15 protein-coding genes and 1 other annotated feature are annotated in these 18,070 nt (G+C 36.7%); of the genes, 2 read left to right on the plus strand and 13 right to left on the minus strand.

The features are described from left to right. Positions 1-105: 105 nt before the first annotated feature. From LRP83_RS12540 to LRP83_RS12560, 5 genes are all read right to left on the minus strand, one after another. Positions 106-1,824, minus strand: a complete 1,719-nt coding sequence (locus LRP83_RS12540) for a sensor domain-containing diguanylate cyclase (RefSeq protein WP_230497039.1) — start codon at positions 1,822-1,824, stop codon at positions 106-108. Between the two features lie 140 nt (positions 1,825-1,964). Next, positions 1,965-2,837 (minus strand): ATP-grasp domain-containing protein, encoded by an 873-nt coding sequence (locus LRP83_RS12545; RefSeq protein ID WP_230497040.1) that lies wholly within the window; start codon positions 2,835-2,837, stop codon positions 1,965-1,967. Then, on the minus strand, positions 2,830-3,741 hold the full coding sequence (locus LRP83_RS12550) for an ATP-grasp domain-containing protein (protein ID WP_230497041.1): 912 nt from the start codon (positions 3,739-3,741) through the stop codon (positions 2,830-2,832). The genes LRP83_RS12545 and LRP83_RS12550 overlap by 8 nt, the downstream gene beginning before the upstream one ends. Further along, entirely contained in the window at positions 3,738-4,388 is a 651-nt protein-coding gene (locus tag LRP83_RS12555; RefSeq protein ID WP_230497042.1) for an N-formylglutamate amidohydrolase, read from the minus strand. Before LRP83_RS12555 ends, LRP83_RS12550 begins: the two co-directional genes overlap by 4 nt. Further along, on the minus strand, positions 4,367-6,196 hold the full coding sequence (locus tag LRP83_RS12560) for a hypothetical protein (RefSeq protein WP_230497043.1): 1,830 nt from the start codon (positions 6,194-6,196) through the stop codon (positions 4,367-4,369). The genes LRP83_RS12555 and LRP83_RS12560 overlap by 22 nt, the downstream gene beginning before the upstream one ends. A gap of 79 nt (positions 6,197-6,275) precedes the next feature. On the opposite strand from LRP83_RS12560, the gene LRP83_RS12565 reads away from it, so the two are divergent. Continuing rightward, entirely contained in the window at positions 6,276-7,553 is a 1,278-nt protein-coding gene (locus LRP83_RS12565) for a bifunctional folylpolyglutamate synthase/dihydrofolate synthase (RefSeq protein WP_230497044.1), read from the plus strand. Positions 7,554-7,607: 54 nt separating this feature from the next. Here the strand turns inward: LRP83_RS12565 and LRP83_RS12570 are convergent, their stop codons facing one another. Further along, complete coding sequence (locus tag LRP83_RS12570) at positions 7,608-10,253, minus strand: valine--tRNA ligase (protein WP_230497045.1); 2,646 nt, start codon at positions 10,251-10,253, stop codon at positions 7,608-7,610. 43 nt (positions 10,254-10,296) lie between these two features. Further along, positions 10,297-10,537 (minus strand) — a binding site (T-box leader). 169 nt (positions 10,538-10,706) lie between these two features. Here LRP83_RS12570 and LRP83_RS12575 point away from each other — a divergent pair. Then, complete coding sequence (locus LRP83_RS12575; protein ID WP_435531353.1) at positions 10,707-10,886, plus strand: YszA family small membrane protein; 180 nt, start codon at positions 10,707-10,709, stop codon at positions 10,884-10,886. Between the two features lie 13 nt (positions 10,887-10,899). On the opposite strand, the gene ysxE is transcribed toward LRP83_RS12575, so the two are convergent. The 7 genes from ysxE to LRP83_RS12610 form a co-directional block, all read right to left on the minus strand. Next, positions 10,900-11,928 carry a spore coat protein YsxE gene (ysxE, locus tag LRP83_RS12580; RefSeq protein ID WP_230497047.1) on the minus strand — a complete coding sequence of 343 codons (1,029 nt, stop codon included), beginning with the start codon at positions 11,926-11,928 and terminating at the stop codon, positions 10,900-10,902. Between the two features lie 94 nt (positions 11,929-12,022). Next, complete coding sequence (spoVID, locus tag LRP83_RS12585; protein ID WP_230497048.1) at positions 12,023-13,072, minus strand: stage VI sporulation protein D; 1,050 nt, start codon at positions 13,070-13,072, stop codon at positions 12,023-12,025. A gap of 124 nt (positions 13,073-13,196) precedes the next feature. Continuing rightward, on the minus strand, positions 13,197-14,486 hold the full coding sequence (gene hemL, locus LRP83_RS12590) for a glutamate-1-semialdehyde 2,1-aminomutase (protein WP_230497049.1): 1,290 nt from the start codon (positions 14,484-14,486) through the stop codon (positions 13,197-13,199). 26 nt (positions 14,487-14,512) lie between these two features. Then, positions 14,513-15,490, minus strand: coding sequence for a porphobilinogen synthase (gene hemB, locus LRP83_RS12595; protein ID WP_230497050.1), 978 nt, complete (start codon positions 15,488-15,490; stop codon positions 14,513-14,515). 18 nt (positions 15,491-15,508) lie between these two features. Next, positions 15,509-16,279, minus strand: coding sequence for a uroporphyrinogen-III synthase (locus LRP83_RS12600; RefSeq protein ID WP_230497051.1), 771 nt, complete (start codon positions 16,277-16,279; stop codon positions 15,509-15,511). Further along, complete coding sequence (gene hemC, locus LRP83_RS12605; RefSeq protein ID WP_230497052.1) at positions 16,279-17,211, minus strand: hydroxymethylbilane synthase; 933 nt, start codon at positions 17,209-17,211, stop codon at positions 16,279-16,281. The genes LRP83_RS12600 and hemC overlap by 1 nt, the downstream gene beginning before the upstream one ends. A 16-nt stretch (positions 17,212-17,227) precedes the next feature. Beyond that, a complete protein-coding gene (locus LRP83_RS12610; RefSeq protein WP_230497053.1) occupies positions 17,228-18,061 on the minus strand; it encodes a cytochrome C assembly family protein in 834 nt (277 codons plus the stop codon). Positions 18,062-18,070: the final 9 nt, after the last annotated feature.

The following is an 18,070-nucleotide window of genomic DNA, read 5'->3' on the forward strand; positions in this document are numbered from 1 at the left end:
TGTCAATATAGTATTCACAAGTGTTAATTGATGGAAATTATTTGCTTTTATATTAAAATAGACAGAATGACCCAATAAAATAAAGGTCTTTCTGTCTATTTTTTATTATTTCACATACTCCGCAACCCGATTTCGCCCAGCCCGCTTCGCCCCTACATAAAGTGCTCTATCAGCGTGCCTAATCAACGCCAACGAATCATCTGCATCAGCAGGAGCAGTAGCCACCCCAATAGAAGCCGTCACATGAACAGATAATTGAATCTCCTCATCCCCAATATGTTCCTTTAGCACAAATGGATAATAAGCGATTTCTTGACGAATGGTTTCGGCAATTTCAAGTGCTTCTTCTTTAGGTACGTCAGGTAGGAGGGCTACAAATTCCTCCCCACCAAATCTAGCGACGGTGCCTTTATTCCCAACACATTTCTGTAAACGTTCAGCAAGTTCACTGAGAATTTCATTGCCGCTTTGGTGACCATACGTATCGTTAATAATTTTAAAATGATCCAAGTCCAGGATGACTAGTGATAATTCCTTACGTTGACCTATTTCTAGTTTTTTATACTCTTCTGCTACTAGATTTTCAAAGAAGCGATAGTTATAAACCTTTGTTAAGGCGCACTTTTCACTAAGCTCTTTTGTTTCTTTATAGTGTTTAGCATTTTCGATTGCGACTGCGAAGTGTGAACAAAGCAAATCTACAATAATTAATTGAGATTTTTCATAAGCTCTTTTTCGTTTAGATGCTAAGAAAAGGACACCGATTACCTCATTATGTCGAACAATCGGGACACTTAACAGGCTCTGTGCTTCTGGAGGCATGTAGCCTTTTGCGTGTCTCAGCCAATCCTTAGCTGAATGGAAAAGAGCTGCTTTACGATTGGCCCATACATACCCACTGATTCCTTCATTTTTCTTTAATGGTGCTATGTCAGGAGGTAGAATTTCTCCTTTTTCAACTCGACGGAGCAGCTGTAATTCTTCACCTTTTACTACATCTAGAATGTAGGCGTAATCAACTGGTAGCATTTCGGAAACCTTTTGGATAAATAAATCCAAAACCTCATCGACCTGCAGTCGCTCTGCTAGTTGGTGACCAATGTCTGCGGCTTTATGTAAGTATTCATTAATTTTTTGACTTGTATAATAGAGGTATAAGATGATTGATAAGCTAACAAATGGAACTCCTACGAACAAAAAGGCAGCTCGTCCCTCTTCTGTATAAAGAATATATAAGCTATAGCCAATTGGAAGGCTAATAATTGCAGTAACTAAATCCCAACTAAAATCTTTCCCAAAAAAGGTTATTTTTTTACCATATATTATCCGAAAGTTAGACCTTAGAATAATTTGATTGACGATAAAATGAACGCATGCATACACGATTGCAAACCACAAATTGGAAGCATTAGTAATGAGGTTAACACCCGTTGTACCACCCAGAGCATAGTAGACTAGACCACTAATTAAAGAAATGAGAAAAAACATTATAGAATTGAGTGGATATCTAAAGGAGCCGTTTTTTCCAATTCGAAGTCTCAGTAATAAAACAATTATGGCCATTTGCGCAACAAGCATTTCAATAAATATTCCAAATGCTAGAAAGACTGCTAATAACCAACATTGAATAATCGAAATGGGCGTATTGTTGATAACCATCGGCATCGCTGCCCCAATAAGTGCTAATACAGCGAATCCAAGTAAATCTAGTTTGAAACCGGCAATGTGAGGTGGAAAGTATAAAGCAACCAACCACAATCCAACCGGTACAAGTAAAGCCCAAATAATCCAGACTGCTTTTTGTATATTTGGTTTCACATACATTATCCACCCTCCTCTTCTAAACCGTTCAACTAAGTATAAAGACTATTTTATCAAAAATTCAGTCAATTGTCACAACAATCTATACCGAAATTTACAATATTTTGCTATTAACTATTAAAATAGGAATTGCCAGCATTCAACTACTCCCTGTTTATGGTCTTTTTTATATATTTCATATACAATGCAGCGGCATTTACATTGCTAGTTGAATACAAGGATCGACACCCTACAACGTCTTCTATTTCATTAAAAATGAATTCATTTTTGCTGTTTAAGAGAAAATCAATTCCGACAAAATCTGCCTTAATTGATGATGTTATTTTGCTTACAAGAAGGTTTTCAGCTTCATTTAGCTGGTAGGCACTTACGTTGCCACCTAACGTATAATTAGCTTTAAACGAAGTACTCGATTCTCTAAGAACAGCTCCGATGATTTTAGAGCCTATCACAAATACTCGGACGTCTTTACCAGGGTTCTCCGCGAACACTTGCAAAACGAATCTCTTATGTGGATAGTCTTTTAACTTATTTAAAATCCCTTCTAACGTATCTATTAAATAAACCTCGTTGCCCCCTCTTCCATCCACTTGCTTAAGCACCAATGGAAAGTCCAAAATGACCAATTCTGGTTGAAAGGTTTCATAGGATATAAAATAAGTATCTAATAGAGGTAGACCAATCTTTGCTGCGTACTGATAAGTTAGCGCCTTATCATTGCACATTTCAGAAATCGCCGAGTTGTTAAAACAACGGATTCCTTGGTATTCAAGCTGTTTGGTTAATAAGGGGTTGATTGTTCTGACAATAGCAAAGTTAATCTTTTTCACATCATAAATAGAATGAGATAGGGTAAATTGGCTATTTTTAATCCCATACAGTAAATCTTCTTCCAAGACTAGTTGTAGAGAAATATGTAAATTGGCAGCTTCATCTACTAGCATCTTAATGAAGCCATGATTTTTCTCAGCATCCTTCTTTTTGTATATAAGCCATCCGCTTAGCTGCTCACTCATTTGCTAACACCTTGAGGTGATCAATCACGAAATCAATCATATAGTCTGCTACCCAAATCCCGGTACAATCGTATATATTTCGTAAATGAGAATTTGAGTTTACTTCACAAATTATCGGTTCTTCATTTTCACCAAACAAAATATCGATTCCTGAAAAATAAGTTCCCATGATTTTCGTGCATTTTACTGCAAGCTCAATCTGGGCTTCAGTAGGTTGGTAAGTCATCATTTTTCCACCATTGCTTACATTTGCCCTAAAATCAATATCTGAATGTCTATACATTGAGGCAACTGCTTTGTCACCAACAACATTGATTCGTATGTCTCTACCATGACTGGTAGAAATATATTTTTGGAACAAATACGAAATACCTGATAGCTCTTCTACTTTAGCATAAAATTCTGTTTCATCTTGAATTAAATAAACCTTCATTCCAAATGAACCATGGACTTCTTTAATAATCATTGGAAAGCCTAGTCGGTTGATTACGTATTCGTAATATCGCTTGTCCTTTAGTTTAAAACCCTTATATACTTTTGGGGCAATGATCGTTTCTGGGATTGGTAAACCATGGTTCGCTAACGTTTGATACATAATTGCTTTATTATCACATTTTTCAATGGATGATACAGGATTATAAACAGGAATACCAAGCTGCTCTAATTGTCTTGCAAGCAGAATGTCCTTATCTAAAAAAATAACAAAGTCTGGCTTGTTTCCCTCTTTTAAAAATCCTAAAGTTAAATTTCCTTCTGAAATCTCCATCGTTAACTCATCATTTTGGTAGATGGTACAAGAGATATTCCTTCGTTCAGCACTGACCTTTATCATTTCAGCTTGTTCAATAAATTTTGGAGAGGTTAAACTTCCGTTGTAGATTATCCAGCAAGATAGAGTTTTCATTTTCTACTCCTTAATGTATCAATACTCGATGTGAGTGAGTCTAATACTTCATAAATTTGGTGTTGGTCACTTAATGAATTTAGTAATCTCCAATTGATTTCAATTTGAATACACGGAATATTGGCTTCTCGAGAAATGGTCGATGACACTGTATGTTTAAAGCCTCCGGTAAATAGTTCATTTACAATAATCGGGTTAATACCTTGAAGCTCAAAATTTTGTTTTAAAATCTCTTCATAACGATAATCATTAAAAACATTTCTTCCATTACCAGTTCCAATTTCAATTGCCGCTGGACGTTCGCTTGCCATTATATGAAGGTCAATGAGAAAGGAAATTCCTTGTTCAGCTACTAGATTGGTAATCGCTTCTTTATAAGGATGATCACCATCAAAATTCGGGTCGGTTAAATCATTTTTGGTTTTCGTAATACAATAACAATTTAAACGCTCCTGTAAAAGTTTTGCGATTACCCCCGTCATGAATTCACCGTGCTTTGGTTGTCCTTTTCTAAAGTGTGTCACACTATGAGGTGCAGAAACTAAAACAGGCAGCTCCCCAAGGATGACTTCAAACGCTTCATTCGTTTCGAAGGTTTCTTCTTTATAGAGTAATTCCATCTTTTTTATTTTTTCCAAAGTGACCATGAAGCCCTCCTAGTTTTTGGGATTTTTTCACGTACAACGGATAAGGTGATATAGCTTGAAATCGGTACAATGATTGCCGCTATGATACTTCTATTCCAAAAGCTAAGTTCGTTTAAAGAAAACACAGCGAAGGCAGCTGCTAATATAGGAATAAACTGCAAACTTAAATTTTTCTTAAATAGAAACGAAAGATTTCTTTCAATCTCACAGATTTTCCCTATTTGTTTTATTCCTAATTTAAATCTTAAGTGGGCAGGAATGCCAATCGATATGTTAATCGAGCTTTCATTCGTCACAATATTCGTTTCTTTAACTAATTCCGGTGAATCAAACTCTAATACAGGAACCTCAATCGACTTTCCTCGGTAATTAAGGATAACGAGGTCATTTTCAGCTATTCCCAGTAAGTTCATCGCACTTTTAGACATCCTCACAATATTGCTCGACTCGTCTGTACTATATGGACGAATAACATTTAATTGAAGAGTGGCAGGTCGAATGGCCACATTTAGAAACAATCTAGATAGTGAGAATCTCTTTTTCTTTACTGGTTTTAAAAATAGTGGATAAATGGCCACATTATTAAAGCCTGCTTGCTTAATTAGTTTCTTCAGTTTTTGTTTATCTTCAAATTTTAAATCTTCACGGACTTTTTGTTTTTCATATTGTTTCTGTATAAAATCGATAGGTTCTAGCTGTTTAATTAAGGATTCAGTAATTTCTTCATAGTAAAATTTCGACAATATATCTGGTGGATGCTCCAAATCAAGGAATTCACGCTGCATATAACTTAGCTGTATCGTCCCAGATGCCAGATCAGAGTTAACTCTGATCTTTAATCGTTCAATGTCAAAAGATGCAGATGTAACACGGTTAACAATCTCAAAATAATCTGCCCCTATTGCTGTTAATCCTTCGTCGATATCTTTTGAAATCGTAATATCTCCGTCAACTAGTTGACTTGCATTTTGCACTACAATCCTATTGATTATTATTCTCTCTAAAGGATGTAAAACAATTTCCCCATTCACGGCTAGTTTTAATTTTTTACTAATCGAATTGCTGGTAGTTATTTCATTCATCCCTAAAGTTGAAGTGCTTTTGACACATGCAACAGTAAATAAGAAATTCAAAGGATTATAAATGACTACATAATCGTTTTCTTGTAATTGATTTTGAGTTATAAAAGTAGGATTTAATTCAATCCTGTTATAGGGAATATTTTGTTTCACTTTGCCATCCGTTTTCATTAAGATTTGGCTCTCATCAAAAAGCGACAATTTAGGAATGACCCCAATCATAGAACTCAAAAAAGAGCACAGCTTTGGAAGGTCAACTTCCTTTCCAACTCTAACTAATGCTGTTAGCGTATTTGAATAGATTGGTAGATTTTCAATATCGGTCTCCATCCAACTAAATTGATGACTTTCCACTGAAAATGATTGGATTAGGAAGGACTGAATGGCGGCATTCCTACTTGAAATAAAAATACCTTCTTTAGTGTAGCCAATATCTAAAATAAACAGTGACTGAATCTTATATTCTTCTATATAGGCTTCAATTTCAAATGAGTAATGAATAGAATGTATAAATTTCACATGTGCTTTTGTTAGCCTTTGGAGTGTGTTACACCAATTCTTAGCTCTAATTGAATCATTGGTATCACTAACTACTATTAATATTGGGATTTTCCCTTTGTATGTACCACTAAGCTTCAAAAAATCGAAGGCTGACTTCGGTTTAGTTTCAGAAATTATCAGTCGGTCTATCTCATTTTTTTCTTTTTCGGCATTGAGTCTGAAAAACATTTCCTACACCTTCTATGATTTGAATTATAATGTTATTCTAACGATAAAGACAAAATGTGACAATAGAAGAGGGATTAAATTGATCAAAGGATTTCATTTTTATAAAAGTAAATTTGACATTCAAACGAATGAAGAAATTAACTTAGGATTAGATCGAATTCAAGAAATTTTAGCTAGTATTGGAAATCCACAAAATGAAATCAAAACGGTTCATATTGCTGGTACGAATGGTAAAGGTTCCACGCTTCAATTTTTGCGAACGATTCTGATGGAAGCTGGCTATTTAGTAGGATCTTTCACTTCTCCACATATCTTATCTGTTAATGATCAAATATCTACAAATGATGGTCCTATCTCCATTGAGAAATTCGAAGAAACGATTAGGTATTTAATTAAGATAGTGGAAGATAAAAAAAAGATTGAGTTATTAACTGATTTTGAACTATTAACTGTACTTTCTATCGTCTATTTTTCAAGAATAAACAAACAGGATATTATCCTCTTCGAAACAGGGATGGGTGGCCTTCAAGATTCTACCAATATAATTCAACCACTTGTGTCGATTATTACGAATATTAGTCTAGAACATACGGCATTCTTAGGAAATAATCTATCAGATATAGCTGTTCAAAAAGCAGGAATCATTAAAGACCATATACCATGTGTTACTGCGGTGAAAAATATAGAAGCCTTAGACGTAATCAAAAAATATGCAAATGAGCATCATTCCAGCTTATATGTGTTGAATGAGGATTTTGCCATTACAAGTGAAGGGAAGGATTTTACACTTCATTCCCCAAAAACTAAATACGATTTAGAACTACATATGAAAGGTCAGCATCAAAAGGAAAATTGTTCACTTGCTATTGTGGCAGCGGAATTGTTAAACAAGGAACACTCATTTACTATCGAACATAGTCATGTTGAAAATGGTGTAAAAAATGCTTTTTGGCCAGGACGATTTGAGCGCGTATCTGTGAGACCTGATATTATTTTGGATGGCGCCCATAATGATGACGCAGTCCAATATTTAGTCAAAACACTAAAAGACGAATACCCAGGCCACAATTTCCAATTCCTTTTTGGGGCTTTGAAGGATAAAAACAGTTTGGCAATGATTAGAATGCTAGAAGAAATTGCAGATAAAATTACCTTTGTTGATTTTGATTTTCCAAGAGCCGCTTCAGCTGAACAATTAGAAGCTTTAAGCATATTGGAGAATAAAAGCAGTGCTAGCCATTTGTCAGATTGCCTTTCCACAGAAATAAAAGGATTAAACGAGGATGATATTTTAGTTATAACTGGATCGTTATATTTGATCTCAGAAGTAAAGGACATTCTGAAGGATATTTTATAAAAAATAGGCTGACATCAAAAGATGTTTATCATCATTTGGTGTCAGCCTTTCTAATTAACTATTTTTCAATTCATTTATACGTGCTTCCACAGCTGCACGTTTTTCTAAGTAATCCTGTTCTTTTGCTTTTTCCTCAGCAATGACCTTTTCAGGTGCTTTTGCCACAAAGCCTTGGTTTGAAAGTTTCTTCTGAACACGGTCAACTTCATTGTTCAGCTTATCCCATTCTTTCCCTAGTCTAGCAATTTCTTCATCAATATTGATTAGACCTGCTAAAGGAAGAATGATTTCTACTCCCGTTACAACTGCACTCATTACCTTATCTGGCGTAGATAGATCCGTTCCAATCTGAAGCTCATCTGGATTACAGAATCTTTCTAAATAGCCTCGATTATTTTCTAGAGCTGTGACGATTGAAGAATCCTTCGCTTTTAAGAACATATTGATTTTTTTACTTAAAGGGGTATTTACTTCTGCTCTTATATTGCGAACAGAACGGATAATTTCAACTAGAAGCTTCATTTCTGCCGCAGCTTCCTTATCCATTAGCTCTTCATTAACTGTTGGCCAAGCCGCAACTGTAATGGATCCCCCTTGGTGTGGAAGGTTTTGCCAGATTTCCTCCGTAATAAACGGCATGAACGGATGTAACAATCTCATTGTGTTATCCAGTACATACGCTAAAACAGACCTTGTTGTTAACTTAGCCGCCTCATTTTCTCCGTAAAGTGGAAGCTTCGCCATTTCAATATACCAGTCACAGAAATCATCCCAAATGAAGTTGTAAAGAACACGACCAACTTCACCAAACTCATAGCGGTCCGAAAGTCTCGTAACAGTTTCAATCGTTTCATTCAGACGAGTTAAAATCCATTTGTCAGCAACAGATTTCTCACCTGTTAAATCGATTTCTTCGTACGTTAAACCGTTCATGTTCATTAACGCAAAACGAGAGGCATTCCAAATTTTATTAGCAAAGTTCCAAGTGGATTCAACCTTTTCCATACTGAAACGTAAATCTTGACCAGGTGAACTGCCAGTTGATAAGAAATAACGTAAGGAATCAGCACCGTATTGGTCGATAACATCCATTGGGTCAACGCCGTTTCCTAATGATTTACTCATTTTCCGTCCTTCGGCATCACGAACCAATCCATGGATCAAAACATCTTTAAACGGACGCTCACCTGTGAATTCCAATCCTTGGAAGATCATTCTAGATACCCAGAAGAAAATGATATCGTAGCCTGTTACTAAAGCATCGGTTGGGTAATAACGTTTGTAATCATCAGAATCTGTGTTCGGCCAACCCATTGTGGAGAATGGCCAAAGCGCCGAGCTAAACCATGTATCTAATACGTCGTTATCCTGATTCCAGTTTTCGATATCTGCTGGTGGCTCATGAGCAACATAAACTTCACCTGTTTCTTTATGGTACCAAGCTGGAATACGGTGACCCCACCATAATTGACGAGAAATACACCAATCACGGATATTCTCCATCCAGCGCATATACGTATTTTCAAAGCGATCTGGTACAAAGTGTACTTTTTCTTCCTTGCTTTGTAGGGCAATTGCTTCATCGGCTAATGGCTGCATTTTTACAAACCATTGAGTTGAAAGGTAAGGCTCAACAACTGCTCCACTACGCTCTGAGTGTCCTACTGAATGCAGGTGTTCTTCAATTTTAAAGAGAACGCCTTGCTCTTGGAGATCCTTTACTATTTGCTTGCGGCACTCAAAACGATCTAAGCCTTGATAGATTCCCGCGTTAGCGTTCATCGATCCGTCTTCGTTCATTACTAGTACTCTTTCAAGGTCGTGACGGTTTCCAACTTCAAAGTCATTAGGATCATGGGCCGGAGTAATTTTTACTACTCCTGATCCGAATTCCATATCAACGTAATCATCGCCAACAATCGGGATTTCTCTGCCCACGATTGGAAGCTTAACCATTTTTCCAATTAAATGCTTATAGCGGTCATCTTCTGGATGAACTGCTACAGCAGTATCACCTAGCATCGTTTCAGGACGAGTGGTTGCAACATCTATAGTTCCACTACCATCCACTAAAGGATAGTGCATATGATAAAATGCACCTTGAACATCCTGGTGAATTACTTCAATGTCTGATAATGCCGTTTTTGTAGAAGGATCCCAGTTAATAATACGTTCTCCGCGATAAATCAGCCCTTTATTATAAAGCTTTACAAACACTTCACGAACAGCGTCTGAAAGACCTTCGTCTAATGTAAAACGCTCACGTGTATAATCTAAGCCCAAACCTAGCTTTGACCATTGCTCCCGAATATGACTTGCATATTCTTCTTTCCATTTCCATGTTTCCTCAACGAATTTCTCTCGTCCAAGGTCATAGCGACTTTTCCCTTCACTTCGTAGCTTTTCCTCTACCTTTGCTTGAGTAGCGATGCCAGCATGGTCCATTCCTGGTAACCATAGAACATCAAAGCCCTGCATGCGCTTCATACGCGTCAAAATGTCCTGTAGCGTTGTATCCCAAGCATGACCAAGATGAAGCCTACCTGTCACGTTTGGAGGAGGAATGACGATCGTGTAGGGCTGTTTTTCCTGCTCCCCTTTTGCTTCGAAATATTTCCCTGAAAGCCACCACTCATAACGTCCTTTTTCTATCGATTTAGGATCGTATTTAGTCGGCATCGTTAATTCTTTTGTTTCCATCAATCAAAACCTCCTTATAAAAATAAAAAACCCCATTCGCCTATAAAAGGACGAATGGAGTTCAAATTCGCGGTACCACCTTTTTTCCAATTGCAAAAAAACACAATTGGCTCTCAAGTTAGATAACGGTCTATTCCGTCTTCCATTACTAAGAAAAGTATTTTCCGTTGACAGAAGAAGCTCAAGGGTGACTTTCTGATGGGCCTAAATAGGAAATGTCCCAGCTAATCATTTCCCTCTCTTTAAATAGAGTACCAACGTACTATCCCTATCTTCGCTACTTATTAAAAATTATATATAGCTATACTACCGAAAAAAAGGTTACTTCGTCAATCATGATTTCCTATTTTCAATAAAATATTCAGCTTATCCTAAGTTGACACTTAATTTATATAGGCACAATTAGAATCTTTCTAACATAAACTGAAATAAAAAAAGATGGAGGGGTTATGTATGAGGTTTAACCCATATTCACCATGGGTCAGAAAATTAAAGCTCATTGCCTCGCAATTTATTATTCCATTTTGTATCTTCCAAGGAATTAGAACAGTATTTTTTCCAACAGTTTTGGATGTATTACTTTTAATTATTTTTATCTCAATTGCCATTTGTTTATATTTAGAAATAATATAAGGAGCCAACCAGCTTATGATCCTGGGGCTCCTTCTTTTTGTTGTTTTAATTGTTCTTCAATCTGGGTTATTCTGCCAACTACATACTCTGTATTTTTCAATTGCCAATATCGTCTTTGTAGTTTTTGCGAAAAATTTAATTCATTCCTCTTTTCGCTTGTTTGTACGTATTCTGTAATCAATCGAATCATTAAATTCGGATAGGAAAAATAGCTAAAAAACAGAAGCTTTTCATCTTCTTTAAAGGGAAAGTATTTAAAATAGCCGTCATACAACCACGTAATCGCTTCATCAAAATTCTTTCGATGACCCTTTAAGGCTCTAAACAATACCGGAAGTACATCATGAATTGGGGAACCTAGCTTTGATTCTTCAAAGTTAGAAAAGAAGCCATAGCCTTTTTCATCAAATAGAAAATGCTCAGTTGATACCTTACCGTGATTAATAACGGTTCGCGCCTTTTCTTGATCTTTTGTTGCCTCATACCACTCTTCAAGTTTCTGTAAGGCAAAACGTTGAGCTTGCCTTGTTTCATGAAAATAAAGGCAATACTGTAATTCAAAAGGCGACATATAAATCTTTTTTTCACAGGACTCTATGAATCCCTCTAAAAATTCTGCATCCTTTTCCCACTGCTGTTTTGTTCCATCATAATGCTCTTTTCTGTCTTCCTTATCAATCTTTATTTCTTTTTGAGAAAGGGCATGCATCCTAGCCAGCTCGCGAAACATGAGCTGTGGTCTTTCTTTTCTATCTTCCTTCTCATCATTTATTAACCAAGGCATCAAATAATAAAGCGAATTCTCATGCATTACCGCATACCTTCCATCTAGAGTTGGAAAGATTGGAACAATGCGATGATATCCCTTTTGGTATAAATATTGAACATGCTTAACAAAATCAATACCATGATGAATTGGAATGTGTTTAAGGGCAAAAGTTCCTTTATTTGAGTAAATTTTATAGATCTTTCCGAAACGTTCAATAAAATCTGCTCGTATCGAGTAATTTCTTAAAATAGTAACTATATCTTGTTCATTCATCCAATCTCCACTCACTTCCTAATAGAAAAGGAGGTAGAAAACAGTAGAGCAGGTTTATTAAACCCGCTCAATCTGTTTCTTAATTTATTTACCTTTATTTTTTGGATGCTACACTAGGGACATAAAGAACTTGCCCCTCATAGACGTCCTGATTGGGCTCCAAATGATTGACTTTTAATAACTGCTGTACCGAAATATCGTAACGGTCAGCTAGTGTACCAATCGACTCACCATTTTGAACAATACACACCTTAAGCTTTGCATGTTCTTCTCCTTCTTTTCGTGAAAGAAATTCAGAGATTGACATACTTTTCTTATTCGTCAGCTTATTTTTCACATAGTCTACAACAGAAGTCGTTGTCTTTGGACTATTAACAGGAGTTTCATCCTCAACTGGTAGATTTTCATCTTCCACAATTGGTTGAACTTCTTCTTCAGATTCTTCAGATTCTTCAGCTTGCAAAGCTGGTTGCTCACTTCGATAAGCAGAAAAGGAAATTTCAGGTATCGAAGGTTGATGAGAAGAGGATTCTGCAAGAGTTGGTTCTGCAAAGAAGGTGTCTTCCTTGCGTGCTTCAACTTCAAATGGCTCATAATCCTCATCATCATCATCAATTTCATCTGTATCTAGAGAAGGCTCAACGTCCTCTTGGGAGCGATACGAAAGCTCAAACACGTCCTCTTCTTCTTCTACTTCTTCTACTTCTTCTGATTGCTCTTCATATAAGCCAGTAACATTTAAATCTGCCGTTAGCTTTAAGCAGCTTCTTTCTGGGAATAAATAATCAAAAGTTTCAATAATAACATCAATCTCACTTAAATCACGTATCCGATACGTGGGGATGGTAATATCCACAGGGAAGCGATGAGAAAATTCATAGAGACCTTCTTCTCTTTCATCAACCGAATGAACCCACTTTTGTACACTCGGCTCTTGGCTATTCTCAGCCTCTACCTCACCTTGACATTTATATTCCCCTGTCAAATCAAGTGTGCCACGAATCGTCACGTATTGGTCAGTTTCTTGGATTGTTATATTTGGATCAAGTGAAATCGAAACGAGCTCTTCGACTTCCTGTCCTCTTTGAAACCATACAGATTCCTCTAAAGAAAATCGTAAAAACGATTGGTTTCCCTGAGACAAAGCGACTCCTCCTTTCAATCATTTAACGTTAAATCACCATGTCATTAAACTGTATGTATGAAACTCCATTTTTATGAATATGACATAAAAAAAACTCCCACTAAAATGTGGAAGTTTCGAAATTTTAACCTTTTATGACTGCAAATGACTTTTCAATTGCTTCTAAAGTTTTCTGGATATCTTCATCACTGTGAACAGTCGATAGGAATAATCCTTCAAATTGTGATGGTGGTAAGAAAACACCTTGATTAGCCATTTCTTTGTAATAAGTTGTAAAATAGTCTAAGTTTGATGTTTTAGCCTGTTCGTAGTTAGTTACTTCTTCATTTGTAAAGAAGAATCCAATCATCGACCCCGCACGATTAATACGATGAGGGACATCATACTTATCAGCTGCCGCCTTAATACCTTGCTCAAGAATATCGCCTTTACGCTCAAACTCTACATAATGCTCAGGTGTAAGCTGTTTTAAAGTCGCTAAACCTGCAGACATCGCTAATGGATTTCCTGACAGTGTTCCAGCCTGATAGATTGGTCCGCTTGGAGCGATTCTTTCCATAATTTCTCTACGGCCACCATAAGCACCTACAGGTAGTCCACCACCGATTACCTTACCTAAGCAAGTTAAGTCTGGTGTTACTCCAAAGTAGCCTTGGGCACAATTATAGCCAACACGGAATCCAGTCATAACCTCATCAAAGATTAATAGTGCACCATATTCCGTAGTGATTTCACGAAGACCTTCTAAAAATCCAGGTAGAGGAGGGACAACTCCCATGTTACCTGCAACCGGTTCGACAATAATCGCAGCGATATCCTCACCAAATTGCTCAAAGGCATATTTTAAGCTTACTAAGTCATTGTAAGGTACTGTAATCGTATTTTGAGCAATCCCTTCTGGTACTCCAGGACTATCAGGTAAGCCTAAGGTCGCTACACCAGATCCTGCTTTAATAAGAAGTGAATCGCCATGTCCATGATAACAGCCTTCGAATTTTAAAATCTTATTTCTTCCTGTGTATCCTCTAGCAAGGCGTAGAGCACTCATTGTTGCTTCTGTTCCGGAAGAAACCATTCTAATCATTTCAATTGATGGAACACGTTTAATTACAAGTTTTGCAAGCTCATTTTCAATTAAAGAAGGAGCCCCAAAGCTTGTTCCTAGTTCAGCTACTTTTTTAATTGACTCGACAACAGAGTCGTTTGTATGACCTAAAATTAGTGGTCCCCAAGAAAGAACATAGTCAATGTACTCGTTTCCATCTATATCATAAATTTTCGAGCCTTTACCCCTTGCCATAAAAATCGGGTCCATATTTACTGATTTAAACGCACGTACTGGACTATTAACCCCACCGGGCATTAAATTTACAGCTTCTTTAAAGGCTTCAATTGATTGATTATATGAATGCATATTAGGATTCCTCATTCCTGACTTATTTAATACTCTTTTAGCCAACGAGCAACGTCTTTTGCAAAGTAAGTAATGATTAAATCTGCACCAGCACGTTTCATACCCGTTAACATTTCCATTACAACTTTTTGCTCATCGATCCAACCGTTTAACGCTGCTGCCTTAACCATCGAATATTCTCCACTTACATTGTAAATTACTATTGGCAAATTAAAGTGGTTTTTCACGTCACGAACTATATCTAAATAAGGAAGACCAGGCTTAACCATTAAAAAGTCAGCGCCTTCCATTACATCTGACTCTGCTTCCCGTAGTGCTTCTAAACGATTCGCTGGATCCATTTGATAGGCTTTGCGATCACCAAACTGAGGTGTACTATCTGCCGCATCACGGAATGGTCCATAAAAAGAAGAAGCATATTTCACCGCATAAGACATAATCGGAATATCTTCAAAGCCTTCTTCATCAAGTCCTTTGCGAATCGCAGCCACAAAGCCATCCATCATATTAGATGGTGCGATGATATCAGCTCCAGCCTTTGCTTGACTTACTGCAGTTTGTACTAGTAATTGTAGAGACGGATCATTTAAAACCTTTTCACCTTCAATTACGCCACAATGACCATGACTTGTGTACTCACATAAACAAGTATCTGCTACAACGATGATTTCCGGATATTTTCCCTTTACTAGACGGGTTGCTTCTTGAACAAGCCCATGATTATGATAGGCACCTTGTCCAAGCTCATCTTTCTCCAAAGGAACTCCAAATAAAAGAATCGATTTAATTCCAAGAGAAACGATTTCGTCCATTTCCGCTTCCAACTTATCCAAAGAAATCTGGAATACACCTGGCATCGACTTTACTTCATTAACGATATTTTCACCCTCAATAATAAAAAGGGGGTAAATAAAATCCTCTACTCGTAAATGATTTTCACGTACGAGAGCACGCATATTTTCAGTACTTCTTAAACGACGGTGTCGATGAAAATTGAGTTCCAATTTAATTCCTCCTCTAATTCATTGCTCTAAATAAGTGATTATTTTTTTTAACATATCTTCAACTGTATAAGTTTCAGGAATCACATGGACACGTAACCCTACAGATTCAATTCTTTCCTTGGTTATAGGACCTATACAGGAAATTAGACAATCATCTAAATATTGTTGCAAGCCATTTTCATTTATGACTTCCATAAAATGATCGACAGTAGATGGACTAGTAAAAGTTAGGATATCTATTTGCTTTTCACTTATTGCATCCTTTAATTGGCTTTTACTTTCCTCAGGTAAATAGGTTTCGTACACTATGAGTTCATCAACATGTGCCCCAGCAGCAGTTAAGGACTCCGCAATGTAATCTCTTGCTAGGTTTCCTTTAGGAATTAATACCTTCATACCCTTTTGTACTAATGGTAAAAATTCGCGAACGAACCCTTCCGCAACATATTCATCTGGAACAAAATCAACCTTATAGCCTTTACTGGTGAGGACCAATTCTGTTCTATTTCCTATAACAGCAATTTTAGGGAACATGTCATAACTATTATTTGCTATAGCTAGGAATGTTTCGACGGTAACATTACTCGTAAAAACAATCCAATCATATGTATTAATATTGTACATTATTTCCTTCATTTCTTTTGCTGGTACAATCGGTCGAAAAGAAAGGAGAGGGATTTCCATTGGAACTCCCCCGTATTTTCTCACTAATGATGAAAAAGCTTTCGCTTCCTTTTTCCCACGAGGTACAAGTATACTTTTACCTAAAAGTGGAAGGTGCTCTTTCATTATTGGTCAAGCTCCTCTTTTACCTTATCGATTAATTCCTTTGCTCCGCGTGCAATTAACAGGTTTGCAGCAATTGTACCTAATTCTTCTGGATCTGTCCCTTTTACTTCTTCCTTGTAAATAATACTTCCATCAGGAGATGCGACTAGTACAGTTAAGACAATCTCGTTTCCATCATTAATAAAGGCATAGCCAGCAATTGGAACCTGACAGCCGCCTTCCATTTTGTTAAGAAAGCTTCTTTCTGCACGAACAGCTAAATCGGTATGTTCACATGTGAACTTTGCTAATAGCTCACGCACCTCTTGATCATCTTCACGACATTCAATTGATAATGCCCCTTGCCCTACAGCTGGTAAGCAAATCTCTGTAGATAGGAATTGGCTAATAACATCTTTTGCCCAACCCATTCTAAATAGTCCTGCTGCAGCTAGAATAATGGCATCATATTCGTCTGTTTCAAGTTTAGCTAGTCTAGTATCTATATTTCCACGAATCCATTTGATTTCAAGGTCAGGGCGCTCTACAAGCAATTGAGCTGCACGACGTAGGCTACTAGTTCCAATTTTTGCTCCTGCAGGTAGATCCTCTAATTGAACATGACCTTTAGAGATCAAGACATCACGATGATCCTCACGGAAAGGGATACTTCCAATTGTTAAGCCTTCAGGCAATACAGCAGGCATATCTTTCATACTATGAACAGCTATATCAATCTCTTTATCCAGCATGGCTTGCTCGATTTCTTTTACAAAAAGGCCTTTACCACCCACTTTAGATAAAGTTACATCTAAAATACGGTCACCTTTTGTGACAATCTCCTTAACTTCGAACTCGAACGATGCATCAAGATTTTTCAATTGCTGAATGACCCAATTCGTTTGTGTTAACGCTAATTTACTTTTTCTAGAACCAACAATAATTTTTCGCATAAGAGCCTCCTAGTGATTACGAGTTCCAAAAATGGAAGGATGATAATTGACCAAAAAGGAAAAAATTAATTAAAACGATTAAAAACGATGCAACATTCCATAACGATAATTTCTTACCTGAAACGCCTTTACGTGTTCTCAAATATAAAATAAAACTGTAAATAATTAACACACTAAAGGATCCTAATACCTTCGGATCGTACCAAATCATATTTGGTAATTTTAAAAAGGCCCATTGAATCCCTAAAATTAAGCTTAGAATTAACATTGGCACGCCAATAATGTTTAAAATATAGGAAAATTGCTCAAGCTTTGATAGGTCAGATATACGCAATAATCTAGTTCCCCACTTTTTCCTCTTCAGCAAATCGTATTGTATTAAATAAAGTAGAGAAAAGACAAAGGATAAGGAAAAAGCCCCATACGAAAGAATCGCCATCGTGATATGAATTAACAATAACTCCGATATTAATTGCTGCGCCATTATGGTGGATTCAAATTGCATTGGTGCGAAGGTATGAATCACTATGATTCCAAAACCTAATATATTTGTAAAAAAGACAATAAAATCGACTCTCAAAAGTCTATTAATGATTAATGATAACGTAACTAGCACCCAGGCATAGAAATAAAGCCCTTCAAAAATAGTTAGAACTGGAAATCTTCCGGTTGTTATCATATAAAGAATAAGAAAGACGGTTTGTAATACCCATACAAATGCAAGTAACCAGAAGGCTATTCCGTTCGCCTTCCGGTTCTGTTGAAGAAAATCTACAAAATATAAGAGGACGCTCAACGCATATAGGATAACTGTCAACTCGTGCAGCCTAGTAAAATACATGTCAAACATAGACGAAAC

The organism is Pseudoneobacillus rhizosphaerae (assembly GCF_917563885.1).
Lineage (GTDB): Bacteria > Bacillota > Bacilli > Bacillales > Cytobacillaceae > Pseudoneobacillus > Pseudoneobacillus rhizosphaerae.